The organism is Oxalobacteraceae bacterium OTU3CINTB1, from assembly GCA_024123955.1.
Lineage (GTDB): Bacteria > Pseudomonadota > Gammaproteobacteria > Burkholderiales > Burkholderiaceae_D > Rugamonas.
Window position 1 is genome coordinate 5,710,216 of the sequence record CP099652.1, and the last position, 20,825, is coordinate 5,731,040.

Annotated in this window: 10 protein-coding genes and 1 pseudogene; all 11 read right to left on the minus strand. The window is 62.9% G+C overall.

Annotated features, from left to right (window positions below):
- Window positions 1-81: 81 nt before the first annotated feature.
- Window positions 82-2,958 (minus strand): DUF5110 domain-containing protein, encoded by a 2,877-nt coding sequence (locus tag NHH73_24725; GenBank protein ID USX25746.1) that lies wholly within the window; start codon window positions 2,956-2,958, stop codon window positions 82-84.
- Window positions 2,959-2,982: 24 nt separating this feature from the next.
- Entirely contained in the window at window positions 2,983-4,629 is a 1,647-nt protein-coding gene (locus NHH73_24730) for a DUF5597 domain-containing protein (protein ID USX25747.1), read from the minus strand.
- Window positions 4,630-4,650: 21 nt separating this feature from the next.
- The gene (locus NHH73_24735) at window positions 4,651-7,659 is read right to left on the minus strand and encodes a TonB-dependent receptor (GenBank protein ID USX25748.1); all 3,009 of its coding nucleotides are present in this window, start codon (window positions 7,657-7,659) and stop codon (window positions 4,651-4,653) included.
- 441 nt (window positions 7,660-8,100) lie between these two features.
- Window positions 8,101-9,243, minus strand: coding sequence for a sugar ABC transporter permease (gene gguB / locus NHH73_24740; GenBank protein USX25749.1), 1,143 nt, complete (start codon window positions 9,241-9,243; stop codon window positions 8,101-8,103).
- 19 nt (window positions 9,244-9,262) lie between these two features.
- Window positions 9,263-10,789 (minus strand): D-xylose ABC transporter ATP-binding protein, encoded by a 1,527-nt coding sequence (xylG, locus tag NHH73_24745; protein USX25750.1) that lies wholly within the window; start codon window positions 10,787-10,789, stop codon window positions 9,263-9,265.
- A 132-nt stretch (window positions 10,790-10,921) separates the two neighbouring features.
- Entirely contained in the window at window positions 10,922-11,929 is a 1,008-nt protein-coding gene (xylF, locus tag NHH73_24750) for a D-xylose ABC transporter substrate-binding protein (GenBank protein USX25751.1), read from the minus strand.
- Between the two features lie 101 nt (window positions 11,930-12,030).
- Window positions 12,031-13,821 (minus strand): dihydroxy-acid dehydratase family protein, encoded by a 1,791-nt coding sequence (locus tag NHH73_24755; GenBank protein ID USX25752.1) that lies wholly within the window; start codon window positions 13,819-13,821, stop codon window positions 12,031-12,033.
- Window positions 13,822-13,825: 4 nt separating this feature from the next.
- Window positions 13,826-14,611 carry an SDR family oxidoreductase gene (locus NHH73_24760; GenBank protein ID USX29701.1) on the minus strand — a complete coding sequence of 262 codons (786 nt, stop codon included), beginning with the start codon at window positions 14,609-14,611 and terminating at the stop codon, window positions 13,826-13,828.
- A 27-nt stretch (window positions 14,612-14,638) separates the two neighbouring features.
- A pseudogene (locus NHH73_24765) lies at window positions 14,639-15,757 on the minus strand (fumarylacetoacetate hydrolase family protein).
- Between the two features lie 177 nt (window positions 15,758-15,934).
- Window positions 15,935-17,158, minus strand: a complete 1,224-nt coding sequence (locus NHH73_24770) for a DNA-binding transcriptional regulator (GenBank protein ID USX25753.1) — start codon at window positions 17,156-17,158, stop codon at window positions 15,935-15,937.
- 138 nt (window positions 17,159-17,296) lie between these two features.
- Window positions 17,297-20,695 carry a GDSL-type esterase/lipase family protein gene (locus NHH73_24775; protein USX25754.1) on the minus strand — a complete coding sequence of 1,133 codons (3,399 nt, stop codon included), beginning with the start codon at window positions 20,693-20,695 and terminating at the stop codon, window positions 17,297-17,299.
- Window positions 20,696-20,825: the final 130 nt, after the last annotated feature.

Genomic DNA, 20,825 nt, shown 5'->3' on the forward strand with positions numbered 1-20,825 from the left:
GTCTTGTGAAGCGAAACAAAAACGGCGGAGGCGGCATGTACCGCCCCCGCCGTCATCGAGGAACCATCGTCAGCGCGGAAATCAGCGTTTGACGGTGACCGCCTTGCCTTCGTAGCTCACCGTCTTGTCGGCGGCATCAAAGTTATCCGAGCTCGATACGCCGGCCTTGATGAAGCGTACCTTGAACTCACGCTTGGCGACCATGCCCTTGTACTGGCCAACGCGCTCGCCGATGGTGACGGTGCCGGTCTTGTCGTTGTAGCTCAGCGGAATACGCGAGAACTCGTTGCGCAGGTACGCATTCGACACGCCGTCATCCTCGTACAGGCTGAATTTGCCGTCCGCGCCGGTGTAGATGTTCAGCGTGATCGGCGCGTCCGGTTTCTCGTCGACGTACTGGGTCACAGGACCCATCGGCAGGATCGCGCCGGCTTTCACCAGCAGCGGCATACGGGTCTCCGGCGCCTTGATCGAGGTCCTGGTGCCGCCCTTGTGCACTTCGCCGGTATAGAAGTCATACCAGTTCGCGCCCTTCGGCATGTAGACGTCGCGCTCGCGGCCACCGTACACATATACCGGAGCGACCATCAGGTTGTGGCCGAACAGGTATTGGTCCTTGATGTTCTTGACCGCGTCGTCTTTCGGGAAGTCCATCACCAGACCGCGCATGATGGTGCCCGAGTCGTAGTGGGTGGTCGCCGCCGTCGAGTAAATATAAGGCATCAGGCGATAACGCAGCTTGTCGTACCAGACCATCGAGTCGCGCATCGGCGAGCCTTCAGGCGAGATCTCGTGGATTTCGCGCTTGACCACTTCGCCGTGGGAGCGGAACAGCGGCGACAACGCGCCGAACTGCCACCAGCGCAGATTCAGCTCGCGCCATTCCTTCATGTCCTCCGGATTGGCGACGGCCGCGCCGACCACGCGGTTTTCCTGCGCGGTGCCGGTGGCGCCGACCTGGTAACGCGCTTCCTGCGCGTAGCCGCCGATATCGTGCGTCCAGTTCGGGATCCCCGACATCGAGATGCTCACGCCGGCCGAGATCTGGTCGTACAGGTTGTTCCAGCGGCTGACGGTGTCGCCGCTCCACAGCGCGGTGGCGTTGCGCTGGATACCCGCGAAACCGGAACGCGACAGGATGAACTGGCGCTTGTCCGGCTGGTCGCCCTTCAGGCCTTGGTAGAAGCCCTCGGTATGCACCAGGCTATACGGATTGAAGGTGACTTCGCCGGCGCCGTAGACGGTCGGTCCGATCAGCTTCTTGAAGTCCTCCAGGCGGGTGTTCGACAGCACGTCAGGCTCGGTATTGTCCATCCACCAGGCGTCGAAGCCCAGGTCGACCAGCTTGGACTTCATCTGGCGGTAGTACATCTCGCGCGCGCCCTTGGTGTACGGATCGTAGTGGCTGTTCTTGTAGCCAGGGCCAACCCAGTCAAGATCGCCGTTTTCGACGTTCTTGGTCCACATGTAGCCCTTCGATTCGAGCTCCTTGTAGTTGGCGGTGTTCGAGTAGAACTTGCCCCAGATCGAAATCATGATGCGGGCGTTGTTCTTATGGACCTCGTCGACCAAACCTTTAGGATCGGGGAAGCGCTGTTTGTCGAAGTCGTGCGAGCCCCAGCCGTCTTGCGGCCAGTAGAACCAGTCCTGCACCATGTTATCGACCGGCCAGCCCTGCTTGCGGTACTCCTTCAACACGCCGAGCAGCTGCTCCTGCGTCTCGTAGCGCTGGCGCGACTGCCACAGGCCGTAGGCCCACTTCGGCATCATCGGCGCCTGGCCCGTCAGGTGACGGTAGCCGGCGATGACGTTGTCGATGCTGGTCTCGCCGTTGACGACGTAGTAGTTGATGCTCTGCGCGACTTCCGACGAGAAGGTCAGCGAATGGCGCTCAGGCGCAGGCAGCGGATCATTGTGGGTCATGGCGATCATGCCGCCCGACGGTTTCCATTCCAGTTGCAGCTTGACCGGTTTGCCCGCTTCGAACTTCTGCTCGAAGTTGTGGTACCACGGATTCCAGCCCTGGCGCCACACGTCCATGACTTCCTTGCCGTCCATGGTCAGCTTGGCGTAGTCCGACGAATACATCTGCATCTTGTGCACGCCGGCCTTGTCGGACGTCAGCGTACCTTCCCACACCACCTTGACGCCGGTAGCCTTCTTCGGATCGCCCAGTTCCTTCGGCCAGTTCTCGGCCACGTCCTTCAGGTACTGGTAATCGATGTCCTTTTCCTGGCGCGTCAGCACCAGTTTGTCGTCGACGTAGTAGCGTGCGGTCAGGCCGCCGGCCTTGCCTTCGGCGTCGACCAGTTTCAGGTCGCGGCTCAGGAAGCCGTATGGCTTGGCGTCGCCGAAGCGCGAGATCGAATTGTTATCCCACAAAACACCGTAGTTCTTGTCCGAGACCACGAACGGCACGGCGATGACCATATTGTGCTGCATCAGCAGCACGTCTTCGCCGTTCAGGTTCATCTGGCCGTTCTGGTGCTGGCCCAAGCCGTAGTAGGCGTCCTTGGTGCCGTGGTTGAAGCCCTGCTTGACCGCCATGAACGGCTTACCGCCGACATCGACCGGGTCCATGCTTTCCGAGGCCTGGCTCAGGAAAGCCTTGCCGGCCGCGTTGAAGAACTGCACCTGGCCGGTCGCCAGCGACACCGCCACGGAGATTTTCTTGGCCTTGAGCGTGACCTTGTCCTTGCCAGACGACGTGACGCTGAAGATACCGCTAACAGGTGCGGCCACCGTCATCAGCGATGGCGTGAGCTCCTTGCCTTCCTTGTCGGTCTTGACGACGTGGATGATATTGTCGCTCATGACTTCCAGGCGCACTTCCTTGGCGCCGGAATCGGGCTTGACCACCACGCCGGTGGAGGTTTTTTCAAACGTGCCGGCCAGGGCCTGGCCGGACATCATCACCGCCAGGCACGAAGCCGCCGGTACTATCGCTTTGAATCGCATGTTCTCTATCTCCTGTTTTTATACTCAGTACGTTCCGACTTTGACCTTCAACACCACCGGCTTGCCGGTCAGATTGAGGCCGTAGTCCGTCTGGTCGCCGTTCCAGTTGCGCTCCATGATCCATTTACCGGATGGATCATAGTACCCTTCCTCGACGCGCGCCCACATGGTTGGTTTGCCGTCCGCGTTGTCGATCTTCACGCGCGCATGCTGGCCGACGATGATGAACTCATTGTCGGCGATCTGCGCGATCGCCACGCCACCGTTGGGCTTCTCGGTGCCGGCCGGCAGGTCCTTCACTTCCTTGAAATACTCACGTTCGCCGAACTGCCATTCGCGGAACGAGATCGTGCCTTTCCAACCCTTCATCGCGATGGTCTGCGGCGCGCGGTCGTCGCCCTCGGCCACGCCGTAGGTGCGGCCCTCGAAGGCCCACTTGGACCACTGGCGCTCCATCGGCCGGAAGGCCGAATAAATGCGACCATATGGCTCGACCATCGTTTTATCGGTGGCCTTGTGACCGAGCGGGAAATTGCTGTAGTCCGCGTAGTCGATGCCGAACGGCGAGAAGTTGATCGCGCCGCGGCCCAGCACGAGATAGGCATAGCGTACGTATTCGGCGGCGTTGCTCATCTCCGGCACGGCCAGCGGATTGTCCGGACGCTGGAACTTGTCAAGCGTGGCGGCGAACTTCTTCGAATCCGGGCTGTAGATGTCCGGCGCGGCGAAGTCGATCGCCGGCGCGGCGGCCTTGTAGATATCGATCACGTCGAAGGTCGGGCCGCCGCTGGCGAAGTTCTTGTTCCACGGCTTGACCGGCTCCTCGAGCGAATCGCGGATCGAGTTATTGACGTACATCGGCAAGTTGTACACCGCGCGTCCCGCCTTGGCGATGTCGCCGATGTAGCTGGCGATCGAATACGCGTGGAAGTACTCGTCGGCGTAGTCGCCGTAGACCTGTTTCCAGGTGCCGCTGGCGGCCAGCGCCACCGGCGATTTCTTACGCTTCAATACCGCCTCGGGCACCGGCGAATTGAACGCCGCTTCGGCTTTCGGGCCGTAGTCGCGCGCGTAACCGTAGGTGCCCACTTCGTTCTGAACCTGCATCATGATGACGGTGCGGTGCGCCTCGTCGATCTTTTTGATGTGCGTCATCAGCGCGACAAACGCCTTCTTGTCGGCCTTCAGGGTTTCCTCGCCTTGCGGCGACAGGCAGTAAATCGGCTTGCCTTCCTTGTCCAGCATGCGCGGGAAGCGTGCGTTGTTAAACTTGACCCACTCCGGCGCATAATTGGCACCGGTGTTTTTCCAGGTGCCGAACCACAGCAGCACCAGGCGCACCTTGTTCTTGCGCGCCTCGGCCACCAGCGTATCGACGTAGCTGAAATCGAACTTGCCTTCCACCTGCTCGATCTGCTCCCATGCGACCGGGATCTCGAGGGTGTTGGCGTTCATGTCCTTGATCGCCGCCCACACCTTGTTCAGTGCCAGCGGATAGTTACTCGAATTCTGCGCCTGCCCGCCGAACATGACAAAAGGCGCGCCGTCCACCATCAAGGCGTGACGGCCATCCTTTTGCACCAGTTCGGGGATAGGCGCGGCCGCCGCGCCAGCTGCGGCCAACATAACAAAACTAAAGGAGCTTACAAGCTGGCGGGCGGTAATCTTCATGCGGTCTAGCCTTTCCTCGTATTAGAACGTGTAGCGCAGTTGCGCGGTGTAGCGGCGGCCGGTGACGAACCACGCGCGGCCGTTCATGCCGGTCGTCTGCTGCATCAACTGCTTGAACTGCGCGTTGGTCAGATTCTGCGCTTCGAAGCCCAGCGACAGGTTGTCGTTGATCTTGTAGTTGATCGAACCGTCGAGCTGACCGTAGGCGTCGGCCCAGGTAGGCAGACCCCAGACGATGTTACGCGCACCCGGCGTGGCGCTGGCCGGATTGGTATCCACGCCATCGGTGCCCTTGGTGCCGTTGACGTTCACGCCTTGCAAGCTCTTCGAACGCCAGTTGTACGCCAGGCGGCTCGAGAACGGGCCCTGATCGTAGATCACCGCGATGTTATACGACTGGCGCGACAGGTTCTCCAGCGGCAGGTTGCCGAAGGTGCGGCCGTTGGTGTCGCAACCGTTGATGTTCAGGTTGACGTTGGCGGCCGACGAATCGCTGCTGCAGTACTCCGAGAAGACGTTCTTGTACAGATCGCGCTTGCTGTCGACGAAGGTGAAGTTCGCCTGCACGCCCAGGCCGGACAACAGGCCTGGCAGCTTGTCGAAGGTCTGCTGGTAGGCCAGCTCGAAACCGCGCGCATGGCCGCGGGCGCCGTTGATAGGACCGGTGGCCGCGAAGTTCTGCAGGTTGCCATTGATGTCCGGCAGCGCGAAGTTGTAGGTCTGGTTGACGATGATGTCTTTCAGACGCTTGTTGAACACCGCCAGCGTGAGCGAGCCGACCGGCGAGAAGTACCATTCGGCGGTCAGGTCGAGCTGCTTGGACGTGGTCGGACGCAGGTTCGGGTTGCCCGACGCGGTGCCGCTCAGGCTAACGTTCGAAACGTTGGTCGCGCCGCCGATGGTGGTGGTGTTGTAGCCGGTCGACAGCGAAGTGTATGCCTGCAGCTGATCGAAGTCGGGACGCGACATCGCCGAAGCGAAGGCGAAACGGAACTGCAGCGCGTCGGTGGCCTTCAGGCGCAGGTTCAGGCTAGGCAGGAAGTTGTGATAACGGTTCTCGAAGGTCTGCGCCTGCGCGTACGCGGCGATCACGGGGATCGTCTCGCCGGTGTAGCTGCCCGGCGCCGGCTGGCCCGACGGCGGGTTGTACACGGTGTAGCCGGCGGCTTTCGAATCGGTCTTCACGTAGCGCAGACCGACGTTGCCGTCGATCGGGAACTTCAGCTCATCCCAGCCGAAGCGCAGCTGGCCGTAGGCGGCCTGGGTCTTCTCGCTTTGCTGGTTGGTGCCTGCCGGATCGGTGCCGAAGGTGGCCGCTTTCCACGGCGTGCAGGTGCCTGGCTGCGCGCACAGCAGGTCGTGGTAGGCGTGCAAGGCGGCGTAGCTGTTCGGATAACCCGCCGACGTCGAACTGGCCGGGATGATCAGCGACGGCATGCTCATTCTGCCGTTGAAGAAATTATCGAAGTTCTTGATGGTGGTGTTGCCGGCGAAGCGCGGATCGCTCAGGAACGCCTCGGACGTGATCTGTCCGGCGCCGGTGCCGACCTGCCATGGCGCCGAGATGGCGGCCCAGTTGTAGTCCGGGTTGGACTTTTGCGTCACCGCGTCGCGGTCGGTCAGGCGCACGCCGAAACGCAAGTCGCGCAGCACCGGATTGTCGAACGAGTAGGTGGCGTCGGTGCGCCATGCGGTTTCCTTGCCCTTGCTGCGGTCCAGGTGCTCCTGGGTGAAGTTCCAGTAGTTGTTGGCCGGGTTGAGCAGCGCGGCGCGGTCGGCGTCGTTGAAGATCAGGTTGGGCAGCGATCCGGTCAGGTCGAGCTTCTGCGACGGCATCTTGACGGCGGTGGCCACGGTCGAATCGAGGCTGTCGGTGTTGGCGCGAATGCGCTGCACATCGGTGGTGACGGTCCAGGCGTCGCTTGGACGCCAACGCAGGTTCCACGAGATGTCGGTGGTGTCCGAATTGCGGGTCGCCGTGCGGTTGTCGTTGCCGAAATCGATGCCGCCGGTGGAGGTCAGGGTGCCGGACATGAAGCGGCCGTTCGCATCATAGACGCCGTTGCTCACGCCCAGGCTCGAAACGTTCGCCGCCGAGAAGATCGCCTGCTCGTCCCAGGTCATCTTGTACTTCGATTTGAAGTATGTCAGCGAGCTGCTTAACGTGCTGTCGAGCTTCCACTGCAAGGCGCCGTACGCGCCTTCGCGCTTGCGGTCGAATTGCAAGGTGCGCCACTGCGCGCCCTTCGGCACATAGGTGGTCTTGCCGTTGGCGTCGACGAACGGGTAGTACGGCTCGACCTGCAGCGCGTCGGTGCGGGTACCGCTTTCCGAGTAGGCCAGGTCGACCAGCGCACCGATTTCGCCGAACGGGGTTTTCCAGCGGTTCGACACCAGGCCGGAATACGACGGCGACTTCTTACCCTTCTTCAGCTCCGAATAGGTGGTCTCTCCGGAGACGGCGCCATGGAAGCCCTTGTAATCGAAGGGCATCGCGGTGCGCAGGTTGACCAGGCCACCGATGCCGCCTTCGGTCTGTTCGGCCGACGGGTTCTTGTAAATGTCGACGCCGGCCAGCAGCTCCGGCGGCACGTCGCCGAAGTTGAGCGAGCGGCCGCCGTTGGCGGAGAACGAGTCGCGGCCGTTCAATTCGGAGCGCACATAGCTCAGGCCACGGATCGATACGCCCGAGCCTTCGACCGAGAAATGCTCCGGATCGCTCTTGGACATGGTGCGGTCGATGGTCACGCCGGCGACGCGTTGCAGTACCTCGGTCACCGAGCGGTCCGGCAGCTTGCCGATGTCGTCGGCGGCGATCGAATCGACCACCTCGTCGGAGTTCTGTTTGATTTTCTGGGCCGACTGCAGCGCCGCGCGCTGGCCGGTGATCACCACCGCCACCGGCTCGGCGGCCGGCGTGGTGGTCGGGGCGGCGGGCGCCGGGGCGGTCTGCGCGTGCGAAGCACTGCTGGCCATCATCGCCATTTGGGCCAGGCCCAAAGCGATTGCTGTTTTTTTAAACTGTTTCATGTTATGCTCTCCAAAAGGTATATGAATTTTTCATAGCTCTCAGGCTATTTGTTATTGGTGCTTTTCAGGGGCACTTGGGACTGGCCTGGGGTGGGTGATACCGGACGCGGGACGAACGACGCCCGCAGGCGCCACAAGGCGCGGTTTTTCGATCTTCATGGATACGTCTCGCTCTTTGATATTTTTTTTCGTTCTGGCTGAACTGGCGGGGTGCCAAGGCCACACGATGATATGCAAACATTTTGCAAGTTACGTAAAAGCGTGGCAATTGCGAAATTCACCAAGCGGCGGAATGATAATCCGCAAGCGTCTCGTACTTTAAACAAACTCTTACAAAAACTCGCAGGCAAAACACGGCTGTAAACGACAACGCGGCCCGTCGTTGCGGGCCGCGTGTTATTGCTGAAACCGGACTCAGCTATCCGGCTTGGCTATTCAAATTCAACGGCGGCCCGAACGCGTCGCCACATCGACCCACACCGCCAAGGTCAGGATGCAGCCCTTGACGATCATCTGCCAGTAGGTGTCGACGTCCAGCATCGACATGCCATTATCCAGGCTGGCCATCACCAGCGCGCCGATCAAGGCGCCGTACACAGTGCCCGAGCCGCCGCGCATCGAGGTGCCGCCGATGAAGCAGGCCGCGATCGCATCGAGTTCGCCCGAGGTGCCGGCCGACGGCGAACCTGCCGCCAGGCGGGCCGTGTTGATCAAGCCGGCCAGCGCGCACATCAAACCCATGATCCCGAAGATCCACAGCTTCACCGCTTGCACGTTGACGCCGGAAAGACGGGTCGCCTCCATGTTGCTGCCCACCGCGTAGATGCGGCGACCGAACACCGTTTGCGTGGCGACGTAGCTGAAGATCCCCAGCAACGCCAGCAACAACAGCACCGGCAGCGGAATGCCCTCGTAGCTGTTCAAGGTGCGCACGAAAGCGAACAACACCACACCGATGGCCGCAAGGCGCAAACCGTCGCGCCACATCGGCGGCACCGGCAGGCCATGGCGGGCCAGGCTCGCGCGCTGGCGCCAGGTCAGCACCGCGCCCAGGATGAACAGGCCGACGCCCAGCACCACGCCCATTTGCGGCGACAGGTAGCCCTGGCCCAGGTGCACCAGCGGTTCGGACACCGGAGCCACCGTCACGCCGTCGGTCACGCCCAGCACGATGCCGCGGTAGGCCAGCATGCCGCCCAGGCCCACAATAAACGACGGTATGTGCTTATAGGCCGTCAGGTAGCCGTTGAACAGGCCAAGCACCAGGCCACAGGCCAGCACCACCGCGACGGTGGCCGGCAGCGGCAGGTGGTGGGTGACGTCGAGCACCGCCGCCACGCCGCCCAGAAGGCCGAGCAGCGAGCCGACCGACAAGTCGATCTCGCCGGCGATGATGACGAAGGCCATGCCGCAGGCGACGATGCCGGTGACGGCCATCTGGCGCATCAGGTTCGACAGGTTGCGCGGCGAGATGAAGCCGCCCTCCGTCTTCCAGCTGAAGAAGGCCCAGATGATGGCGATGGCGATCAGCAGCGCGAGGATCTTGTACTGCGTGAAGAGCTGTTTGAGATTTATGGTTTTCATGGAGTTCACAGATAAGTCATCACGAATGATCGAGTGCCGCCGACAGCAGCGTTTCCTGGGTCAGGTTCTGGTTGACGAAATCGCCGCGCAGTTTGCCCTCTCCCATCACCAGCACGCGGTCGGACACGCCCAGCACTTCGGCCAGTTCGGACGACACCATGATGATGGAGACGCCCTGGCTGGCCAATTCCAGCATCAGTTTGTAGATTTCGAACTTGGCGCCGACGTCGACGCCGCGGGTCGGCTCGTCGAGGATCAGCACCTTGGGGCGCGTCAGCAGCATCTTCGACAGCACCGCCTTCTGCTGGTTGCCGCCCGAGAGCGACGTAATCGACAGGAACGGGCTGGCCGTCTTCAGGCCCAGTCGCGCGATCTCCTCGCTGACCACCTTGAGTTCAGCCTCGCGGTCGATGCGGGTAAAGTTCGAGAAGCGTCCCAGCACCGACAAGGTGATGTTCTGGCCGACGTCCAGGTCGCGCACGATGCCGTGCTGCTTGCGGTCCTCCGGCACCAGCGCCAGGCCGGCGCGGATCGCCTTGAGCGGCGTGCTGGTATCGATTTTGGCGCCGTTGAGCCAGACCTCGGCTTCCGAGCGGCCCGGATAGGCGCCGAACAGCGCCGACACCAGCTCCGTGCGGCCGGCGCCGACCAGGCCCGCGATGCCGAGGATCTCGCCCTTGCGCAGCGCGAAGGACACGTTGTCGACCTTCCTGCGTTCCGGCTTCTCGACGTCGTAGCAAATCACGTTGCGCGCCTCGAACACGATTTCCTCGCTGGGCGTACGCTCCAGGGTCGGATACAGCTGGTTCATTTCGCGGCCGACCATCTGCGCGATGATCTGCTTGACGTCCATCTTGTCCATCGGCGTGGTGGCGATGTGCTGGCCGTCGCGAATCACGACGATGGTGTCGCAGATCGCCTCGACCTCGTCGAGCTTGTGCGAGATGTAGACGCAGGCCACGCCCTTGGCCTTCAGGCCGCGGATAATATTGAGCAGCACCTGGATCTCGGAGGTCGTCAGCGACGACGACGGCTCGTCCAGGATCAGCAGGCGCGCATTCTTGTTCAGCGCCTTGGCGATCTCGATCAACTGCTGGTGGCCGCCGCCGTAGTTCGACACCGGCAGCACCACGTTGACGTCGTTCAGGTTCAATTCTTTCAGCAGCGCCTCGGCGCGCTGGTTCATGGCCGAATAATCCATGCGGCCGCCCGGCAAGGTGATCTCGTTGCCGAGGAACAGATTCTCGGTGACGGACAGCTCGGGCACCAGCATCAGTTCCTGGTGGATGATAACGACGCCGGCGGCCTCGCTCTCGCGGATCGACTGCGCCCGCAGCGGCTTGCCGTCGAACAGGATCTCGCCGTCCCAGGTGCCGTGCGGGTAGACGGCGGACAGCACTTTCATCAGGGTCGACTTGCCGGCGCCATTCTCGCCGCACAAGCCGATGCACTCACCGGCCCTGACTTGCAGGTCGATGCCGTCGAGCGCCGGAACACCGCCAAATTTTTTGACGATGCCCTTCATTTCTAGCAAATAGCCGGACATACTGGTTCTCGCAGAGGTGGTGGAACTCGCCACGCGCAAGCCGCTGCACAATCAGCGGAACGGGGCGTGGCGAAAGACAGTGCGAACGCACGGCGGGGCGTGGACGACGCCCCGGTCTTCATGAAGCGGCGATTATTTCGCGGTCGCGAGTTGGGCCTTGGTATAGAAGCCGTCGGCAACGATGACATCCATATTCGCCTTGGTCAGCATGGTCGGCTTCAGCAGCAGCGTATCGACTTCTTTGAACCCGTTCTGGTACTTCGAGTTGAAGCCCGGCTTTTCGCCGCGCACCAGTTGAACCGACAGCTTGGCCGCCTCGGTGGCGATCAGCTTGAGCGGCTTGTAGACGGTCATGGTCTGGGTGCCGGCGATGACGCGGCGCACGCCGGCCAGATCGGCGTCCTGGCCGGAGACGGCCACTTTGCCGTCCAGCTTTTGCGAAGCCAGCGCCTGGATCGCGCCGCCGGCGGTGGCGTCGTTGGAGGCGACCACCGCATCGAGCTTGTTGCCGTTGGCGGTCAGCGCGTTTTCGACGATGGACATCGCTTCGGCAGGATTCCAGTCCTTGACCCACTGCTTGCCGACGACCTTGATATCGCCCTTGTCGATCAGCGGCTGCAGCACTTTCAGTTGGCCTTCGCGCAGCATCTTGGCGTTGTTGTCGGTTGGCGCGCCGCCCAGCAGGTAGTAGTTACCCTTCGGTTTGACGGCGACCACGCCCTGCGCCTGCATTTCGCCCACGGCCTTGTTATCGAAGGAGATGTAGGCGTCGATGTCGGCGTTGAGGATCAGGCGGTCGTACGAGACCACCTTGATCTTGGCCTTCTTCGCTTCCTTGACGGCGTTGTTCAGCACCGTGGCGTTGTAGGGAACGATGACCAGCACGTCGACGCCGCGCGAGATCAGGTTTTCGATCTGGGCGATCTGGCGCTGCTCGCTGGCGTCGGCCGACTGCACGAAGACTTTGGCGCCCTGCTTTTCAGCGGCGGCGACGAAGTAGTCGCGATCGCGCGCCCAGCGCTCGAGGCGCAGGTCGTCGATGGAAAAGCCGATTTTAGGATTCTTGGCGTCCGCCATGGCGTTACCGCCGGCGCACACCATCATGACCGCGATGGCGGCCGCACTCAGTAATTTCTTCATTTGTTTCGTCTCCTGATTCGAATGCCGTTTTGCCTGACACAGGCCCTACATTTCTAGCTCGTTACCGTACAGGTCTATGCCTACTTTTACAGATAGTGTTCCTAATGATTATGCCGGGCCGGATTATCCGCCACGCCCCGGTATGGTACAGCCAGTTCCATGCATGCGCCGTTTTCCATTTGGCCCACGGTGCTGCGATAAATCTCCTGCCAGGGCGTCTGGCTGGCCGGGATGGCCGGCAGCGCGCCCTTCTTGCGTTCTTCCCATTCCGCTTCCGGCACCAGCGCGTCGCAGGTGCCGGCGTTCAGGTCGACGCGGATCATGTCACCGGTGCGCAGCCACGCCAGGCCACCGCCGACGGCGCTTTCCGGCGACGCGTTCAAGATCGACGGGCTGTCCGAGGTGCCGGACTGGCGGCCGTCGCCGAGCGTCGGCAGCCAGTTGATGCCGCGCTTGACCAGCGCGTCGGGCGGTTGCATGTTCACCACCTCGGCCGAACCGGGCCAGCCCACCGGGCCTGCGCCACGGATGACCAGGATGCAGTCCTCGTCGATGTTCAGCGCCGGATCGTTGATGCGGTTGTGATAATCGGTCGAGCCGTCGAACACCACGGCGCGCGATTCGAACACATTCTCCTGGCCCGGCCTGCTCAGATAGCGCTCGCGGAAAGCCGGCGAAATCACGCTGGTCTTCATGATGGCGAAGTCGAACAGGTTGCCCTTCAAGACGAAGAAACCGGCATCCTCCTTGAGCGGCGCGTTGAACGGGAAGATCACTTCGCGGTCCTGCGTCTCTTTGCCCGTGAGGTTGTCGCGCATGGTGCGGCCGGTGACGGTGGCGCGGTCCGAGCGCAACATGCCCTGCTGCTCCAGCTCCCACATCACGGCCGGCACGCCGCCAGCGCGGTGGAAACGCTCGCCGAGGAATTTACCGGCCGGCTGCATGTTCAGCAGCAGCGGCACCTTGTGGCCGTATTCCATCCAGTCGCTCGAATGCAGCTCGACGCCGGCGTGGCGCGCCATCGCGACGATGTGCTGCTGCGCGTTGGTCGAACCGCCGATGGCGGCATTGACCACGATCGCGTCGAGGAAGGCGTCGCGGTTCAGGATCGAAGAAGGCTTGATGTCCAGCTTTGCCATCTCGACGATGCGGCGGCCGGTTTCGTACGCCATCTGGCCGCGTTCGCGGTAAGGCGCCGGAATCGCCGAGCAACCGGTCAGCGACATGCCCAGCGCCTCGGCGATGGCGTTCATCGTCGACGCCGTGCCCATGGTGTTGCAGTGTCCCGCCGACGGCGCCGAAGCGGCGGCGATCTGCAGGAACTTTTCGTTGTCGATGGTGCCGGCGGCCAGCTGGCGGCGGCCTTTCCAGATCGCCGCGCCGGAACCTGCCAGTTCGCCTTCGAACCAGCCGTCCAGCATCGGACCGCCGGACAGCACGATGGCGGGAATATCCACCGTCGATGCGGCCATGATCTGCGACGGCGTGGTCTTGTCGCAGCCGGTGGTCAGGACCACGGCGTCGATCGGATAGCCGTGCAGGATCTCGACCAGGCCCATATAGGCCAGGTTGCGGTCGATCGCCGCCGTCGGACGACGGCAGTTTTCGAAGATCGGATGCAGCGGGAATTCCATCGCGATACCGCCGGCATCACGGATGCCGTCGCGCACGCGCTTGGCCAGTTCCAGGTGGATGCGGTTGCACGGGCTGATATCGCTGCCGCTTTGGGCGATGCCGATGATCGGCCGGCCCGAGCGCAGCTCTTCCGGCGTGATCCCGTAGTTCATGAAGCGCTCGAGATACAGCGCGGTCATGTCGATGTGGTCCGGGTTGTCGAACCAGTCTTGCGAGCGGTAGCGGCGTGGCTGCTGGTTGTTCATGTCATTACCCATATCTTTATGCGCCGTACCAGCCGGCGTCGACGAAGTATTCACGACCGGAGCACGCCGAGGCGCTGTCCGAGGAAAGGAACAGCGTTATCGCCGCCACGTCGTCCACTTGCACGCGCTTTTTCAGGCACTGGCCGGCCAGGATGCGAGCTTCCTCGTCCGGCGTGTGCCACAGCGCTTCCTGGCGCGGCGTGCGTACGCCACCAGGAATAATGCAATTGACACGGATATTATCAGGTCCAAGATCACGCGCAAGGCCGCGGGTCATGCCCTCGATGGCGGCTTTGGCCATCATGTACAGGGTCAGGTCCGGCAGCGCCAGGTGCCACGAGATCGAACCGAAGTTCAGGATCACGCCGCCGCCCTGCTCGCGCATGCCCTGCGCCACGGCCTTGGCGCAGAAGTATTGGTGGCGCAGGTTGACCGCCATGCGGCCTTCCCAGTATGCCGGCGTGACGTCTTCCAGATTGTGGCGGTCGTCGTTGGCGGCGTTGTTGATCAGGATATCGACGGTGCCGATGTCGGCGAAGGTCTTGGCCAGCACGTCGAGATTGGTCAGGTCGCAGTGCAGGTACTTCGGCGGCACGGCGAGGGTCGACAAGGTCGCCTCCAGCGCGCGCGAATCGGCTTCCGCGATATCGAGGAAGGTCACGCGGGCGCCTTGGCGAGCGTATGCCTCGACGATGCCGGCTCCGATGCCGCTGCCGCCACCGGTGACGACCACGCGCTTGCCGGCCAGGCTGGGATAGATCGCCTGTTCCGGCTTGGTCTGCGTAGCCGGTTTCGCGGCCACTGGAGCGGAAGCGCGGGCACGGTTCATCAGCGCGCGCACGCCGTAGGTCCACGGTGCGATCTGGTCGCTGCGCTGCACGTGGTTGACCAGGGCCCCCAGCGAAGGCGTCGAGATGCTGACACGGTCGCCCAGGTGGTGGGTGAAACCGCCGCCGACGGCGTCGCGGTCTTTAATCGGCGAGAACATCGTACCGAGGAACAGCATGAAGCCGTCCGGGTACTGGTGGTGGCGGCCGCACACCTGGCTGACCAGGTCCAGCGGATCGCGGCTGATTTCGCGCATGCGGCTGGCGCCGGCCAGACGGAAGTCGTCGTCCTGGCCTTCGATCAGCATGCTCACTTCCGCGTTGCGGATGGTGTCGATGGTGAAGTGTTCGTCGAACAGGCGGATGAACGGGCCGATCGAGCACGAGCCGTTGTTGTCTTTCGCTTTACCCAGCAACAGCGCGCTGCGGCCTTCGATGTCGCGCAGGTTGACGTCGTTGCCCAGTGTCGCGCCGAGCACCTTGGCCTGGCTGTTGACGGCCAGGACGATCTCCGGCTCCGGGTTGTTCCACTTCGAATCCGGGTGCAGCCCGACGTCGGCGCCCACGCCGACAGCGGACATCGGCTGCGACTTGGAGAACACCTCGGCGTCCGGGCCGATACCGACTTCCATGTACGGCGACCACAGGCCGCGCTCGATCAGGTCCGACTTCAGCTTGGCCGCTTCCGGCGAACCCGGACGGATGGCCGACAGGTCGGAACCGATGATGGTCTGGATTTCGGCGCGCAGGGCGTTGGCGCGCGACGGATCGCCGGCGGCCTGCTCTTCGATCACGCGTTCCAGCAGGCTGACCGCGAAGGTCACGCCGCAGGCCTTGATCGCCTGCAGGTCGCATGGCGCCAGCAGGCGCGGGATGCCGTCGCCGGCGGCGCCGATGGCGTTTTCCAGCAAGGCCTGAACGGGGCCGAGCGATTCGCCGGGAGCGGAACGGGCCACTTCCAGCGCGTCGTCGCGCTCCAGCAAATCGGACATGGTCGGGGCGTGGCCGGTGATGTCGAACACCTCGCCGTTGCGTACGGCGACCACACAAGGACCATTGATGACGCCATCACGCCATACACGTCCCACCAGCACTGCGCGGCTCACATCGTCCGGCAGCATCGAATTTATATTATTTTCCAAGGTCTCTCTCTCCAGGCAGGCTAGCAAACTGCGTGGGAGATTTTCACCTTATTCAGGGGTGGGGGCAATTACGAAAACCACCAAGCACGGTCATGATTTACGCGTATTTTGGTCAAATACGTTAAACCCGCACGGTGATCCGCTGCGGGGTGGGGTTCAGGCTACGCTGCGCAGGGCGGGTGGCGCGTCCTCCGGCGCGGCCGCCGCCTCCGGACATTTGAGCATGCGGTCCTGGTAGGCGCGGGGCGTGCAACCCAGCTCACGCTTGAACACCGCGTGCATGTACTGGACAGACGTGAAGCCGCAAGTCAGCGCCACCTCGGCGATGCTGCTGTCGCCGCGCGCCAGGCGCTCGGTGGCCGCGTCCAGCTTGAAGCGCAGGATCACATCGTGCACGCTGCAATCGAGCTCCTGGCGGAAGTACGACTCCAGCGACGAGCGCGAAATGCCGACATACTCCGCCACCTGGTGGGTCTTGATGCCCTGGCAGGCGTACTGGCGGATGAAATGGCGCGCGCGCATCACGTGCGGATGCTTGGGCGCCTCGTGGCGGGTGGAGGTCTGGACGTTGATGCCGACCGGCGGCACCATCACGCGCGTGCCCTGCAAGCGCACGCCGTGCAGCATCTGGTCCAGCAGGTGGGCGGCGGTGCGGCCCATCTCCTGGGCGCCCTGGATCACGGAACTGAGCGGAATGCGGGTAAGCATGCGCGCCAGTGGATCGTTGTCGATGCCGATCAGCGCCACTTGCTCCGGCACCTCGATATTGGCCATGATGCAGGCCTGCAGCAGCTGGCGCGCGCGGGCGTCGGTGACGGCGATGATGCCGACCGGCTTGGGCAGGCTATGCAGCCACTTGATCTGCTGTTCGACCGCCTCGTCCCACGAGGCGGCGCTGGTGCCCAGGCCGCGATAAATCTGCGGCTCCATCTTGTCGTCGGCCATCAGTTTGCGGAAGGCGGTCTCGCGCTCCTGCGCCCAGCGGTTTTCCTGCGCCTCGGGCAGGCTGAACATGGCGAAATGGCGCAGGCCGGCCTCGATTAGATGATCGTGGGCAAGTTTAATCAGTTTGAAGTTGTCGGTCGCGACATAGGGCACGCCGGTCGGGTAGTTGGTTTCGCTGGCGTAGGAGCCGCCCACGGCCACCACCGGGATGCGGGTGCGCGCCAGCGCGGCGGCCACGGCCGGATCGTCGAAGTCGGCGATGATGCCGTCGCCCTGCCAGTGTTCGATGCCCGGCAGGCGCAGGCGGAAGTCTTCCTCCAGGAACAGATCCCAGGACGCGCGGGTGCTGCTTAAATGCGCGGCAATACCGGCGATGACTTCGCGGTCAAAAATCTTGTTTGCGTTAAATAACAGCGCAATACGGTGGGACTTCATCGGCATCTTCAACTACCTCAATCGGAAACGGCTCGTCTCATCGCACCCTCTCTGGGATGCGATTTGTATTGTGGCATGATTCCGTCACGATTTAGATGAAAAAGACGTTCCCGTCCGCAAATGAAGCCATCTATTCGGCTATTTTTCTCCTGTCGGAGGGGTAGGTTCCCCAAATACAATGCCTCGGCCGGCCGTACTCATGAAAACGATGCCAAAAGTATTCATGTCACCGATAACGAATTGGGCATCGCCCGGACCGCCGTATTGATGATCATCGTCATTAATACGTAACCAAGTGGCGCCGCTATCGGTCGAACGGAACACGCCGCGCACGCCGCCGACGGTGCCCCAGATATACACGGCGGGATAATTGGCGCCCGGCGCGGCCTTGCCGAAGCCTACCGCCGCCGCGTAGCCGACGCCCGGCAGACTGCTAAAGCTCTTGCCGGAATCGGTCGAACGGGCCAGGCCGGCGTCGTATTGCGGCACCCAGATGTCGCCCTCGCGCCCCGGCGCCGCGCGCAGCACCGCGCGCGTGCGCTTGGCCGACGCCAGCGCGCCGGCGGGGGCGAAACTGGCGCCGCCGTCGCTGCTCACCAGCACATGGTCGCCGCCGATGGCGTAAAACTTCTTCGCGTCGACCGGATCGGCCACCGGACGGGCGCCGCCCAGGCCCTTGACCGGATTCCAGCTATCGCCGCCGTTGGTGCTGACGTAGCTGGTGTCCAACTTCTCTGGACTGTGCACGATCGTCTTGCCGTCGGCGCTCAGCGCCAGTTGGCCTTTGGTGCCGTGCATGGCCGCGGTCTTCTTCCAGCTCACGCCCATGTCGTGGGAGATGTACATGGCGCTGCCGGCGCGGGCCACCACGTTGGGATTGCCGGCCGCGTAGTCCAGGCCCCAGGTGGTGCCCATGGTCGGCGTGTGGATCGACGAATATTTGGTCGGATCGGTGTGGCGGAAGCCGTCATAGTCGCCGATCGCCGAGATCACGGGGCCGCCAGGGATGCTGACCAGGTTGAGCGGCACCGACTCCTCCAGGCCCTCGTCCTCGAACTTCCAGATCGCCGGCGAGGCGTTAATGTCGGTCGAATTGAAGATGCCGTTGCCGGAGACGACCATCAGCTTCTTCGTGTCGAAGGGATCGAATTCCACGCTGGCCGCCCAGTGTATGAAGCTGCCGGCGATCCAGCTCACGCCATTGGCGTCGATCTTCACGCCCTGGTCGACGATGCTCTTCCAGCTTTTGCCGCCGTCCAGCGTCTCGAAGAACTGGTCGCGGATCGCGTTGGTCTGGTTGTGGTAGTAGCTGATGGTGGTGACCACCATGCGTTTGGGATTGCCGGGATCGACGGTGATGCCGGCGTAGGCGCGGTTCAGCGGCGGCGAGATGTCGGTCCACTTCTTCGCGGCGATATCGTACTGCCACACGCCGCCCTCCTCCAGGCCCTCGCCATGGGCGACATCGCCCCACGGGCCAGCGCCTTTGGCGAACGTCACCACCAGCTTGCCGTCGGCCAGCACCGCGCGGTGCGGCATCAGCTTGGACGGGCCGCCCGCCATTGCGCTGAAGGTCTTGCCGGCGTCCTCGGACACATACATATTGGCGCCGTCCTTGCCGAAGCGCGAGACGCCGGCGAACAGGCGCTGCGTGGCGCCATCCTTCATGCTGGACGGATCGAGGACGACAAGACTGACGCCGTTCTTGTTGACCGGCGTGGTGGTCACGTCCAGGCCATCGAGACGGCGCCAGGTCAGGCCCTCGTCCACGCTCTTGAACATGCCGTTGGCACGGGTGCCGATGTAGAGGATCTGGCCGTTGGCCGGATCGACCTGCAGCTTCTCGCCGTTGCCGCGCCCCATGCCGTTGCCATGCACCTTGAACTGCTGGGTGACGTCGATCTTGGTGAAGGTTTTGCCGTAGTCGCTGGATTTCAGGATCGCGCTGGCGCCGCCGTTCAAATATTCGATACCGGTCGACATATACACCCGTCCCGGCGTGCCCGGATCGATGGCGATCGACTCCACGCCCAACAGGCCGGTCTCGCGGTCCGACACCCAGTCCATCAGCGCGATCCAGCGCTTGTTCGGCGCGTCCCAGCGGTAGGCGCCGCCGACGTCGGTGCGCAGATAAATCAGCCCCTTCTCGGTTTTACTGGTGATGATGCCGGAGACGAAACCGCTGCCGCCAATGGCCACCGGCTGCCATGCATACGGTGGCGCGGAACCCTCGCCCGCCGGCATCAGCTTTTTCAGCTCCGGCGCCAGCGCCCTGGCCCAGATTTCATAGCCCTTTTCGTTCGGATGCAACAGGTCCGGCATGATGTCGGTCGACAGCGTGCCGTCCGGCGCCAGGAACTGCTGATTGAAATCGGCGAAAAAAACCTTCTTGTTGTCGGCGTAGCCGGCGATGATGGCGTTGACCTGGTTGTTGATCCGGCGCAGCGGGTCGTTCGGCTTTTCACCGCGCGGGAAGATCGCCAGCAGCAGGATTTTGGTCTCCGGCAGGCGGCGGCGCAACTCCTCGATATTGCGCTTGATGCCGGCGGCCGTGGTGTTCGGATCCTCCTGGCGGTGGCCGGTGTTATTGGTGCCGAACATCAGCACCGCGACCTTGGGCGCGATGCCATCGACCTCGCCATGCTGCAGGCGCCACAGCACGTTCTCGGTGCGGTCGCCGCCGAAACCCAGCGCCAGCCCGTTCATCGGTTTGTAATAGCGCTCCCACACGGGCGCGCCGCTCTTTTCCCACCCCTCGGTGATGGAGTCGCCGATGAAAACGATCTGGTTCTTTTTGCCCAGCGCCTTGGCCTCCTCCAGCTTTTTCTCGTGGCGCGGCGTCCACCAAGCGATCGACCACGATTCATTCAACTTGTCCGGCGTGACCGACACAGTCTTGTAGTCCGGGCAGCTGGCGTTCGGCTTTCCGCTCCTGAGGATCTTGATGTTGGCGACGGCGATTTCGCCGGTGCCGGTCCCCTCGACCGCGAACGGCCGCACCACCTTGCTGAAATCGTCGCCGTCGCGCGCGAAGCAGCTCATCGCAAACACCAGATGCCGCCAGCCCTTGCCCGCCGCCTCGCGCCCCGGCAGCACGTATGGCACGCCGCGCTCGCAATTTTCGCCGCAGCCGACCTTGAAATTGATGCCGCCGTTGGCCAATTCCTTGACGTTGACGTCCAGCGCCAGCACGCCCTTGGCCATGTAGGGACGCAGGTCGAGCGGCTGCTTGCCGCCATCGATGCGCAGGCTGGCGTACCAGGTGTCCTTCCATTGCAAGGTCAGCGCGTCATCGGCCTTCTTCATGTCGGACTTGCTGACAGTTACGCTACCGTTCGGCGACTTGTTGGCGGGCGCGATGACGGCGCTGGCGCCCTCAAGCGTTTTCTGCGTGTCGGAATCGGCGACGGCGGCCTGTAAGGAGCCGAGCGGGCGGGCGCTGTAAATATTGAGTTCGTTGGTCGGCGCGCCTGCGCCTGCCTGGGCGGCGCAGGCGAGCGCGATGGCGGCAAAGGTCCGCCGATGGGTGATCGTCATTAAGCTGTCTCGTACCGATAGTATTTTCACCTATTCTGCGAGCAGCAAAGAGCCGCCGCAATTGCGAAAATCACCAAGCGGACGAATGATATTGGCCGCACCGGTGGCGGCGCCTCACTCTTTCGGGTGT

Excerpts from the sequence above, each read along its gene's own strand:
- NHH73_24775 (USX25754.1), bottom strand. The coding sequence starts at position 20,695 with ATGACGATCACCCATCGGCGGACCTTTGCCGCCATCGCGCTCGCCTGC.
- xylF (USX25751.1), bottom strand. The coding sequence starts at position 11,929 with ATGAAGAAATTACTGAGTGCGGCCGCCATCGCGGTCATGATGGTGTGC.
- gguB (USX25749.1), bottom strand. The coding sequence starts at position 9,243 with ATGAAAACCATAAATCTCAAACAGCTCTTCACGCAGTACAAGATCCTC.
- NHH73_24730 (USX25747.1), bottom strand. The coding sequence starts at position 4,629 with ATGAAGATTACCGCCCGCCAGCTTGTAAGCTCCTTTAGTTTTGTTATG.
- NHH73_24735 (USX25748.1), bottom strand. The coding sequence starts at position 7,659 with ATGAAACAGTTTAAAAAAACAGCAATCGCTTTGGGCCTGGCCCAAATG.
- NHH73_24725 (USX25746.1), bottom strand. The coding sequence starts at position 2,958 with ATGCGATTCAAAGCGATAGTACCGGCGGCTTCGTGCCTGGCGGTGATG.
- NHH73_24770 (USX25753.1), bottom strand. The coding sequence starts at position 17,158 with ATGAAGTCCCACCGTATTGCGCTGTTATTTAACGCAAACAAGATTTTT.
- NHH73_24755 (USX25752.1), bottom strand. The coding sequence starts at position 13,821 with ATGGGTAATGACATGAACAACCAGCAGCCACGCCGCTACCGCTCGCAA.
- xylG (USX25750.1), bottom strand. The coding sequence starts at position 10,789 with ATGTCCGGCTATTTGCTAGAAATGAAGGGCATCGTCAAAAAATTTGGC.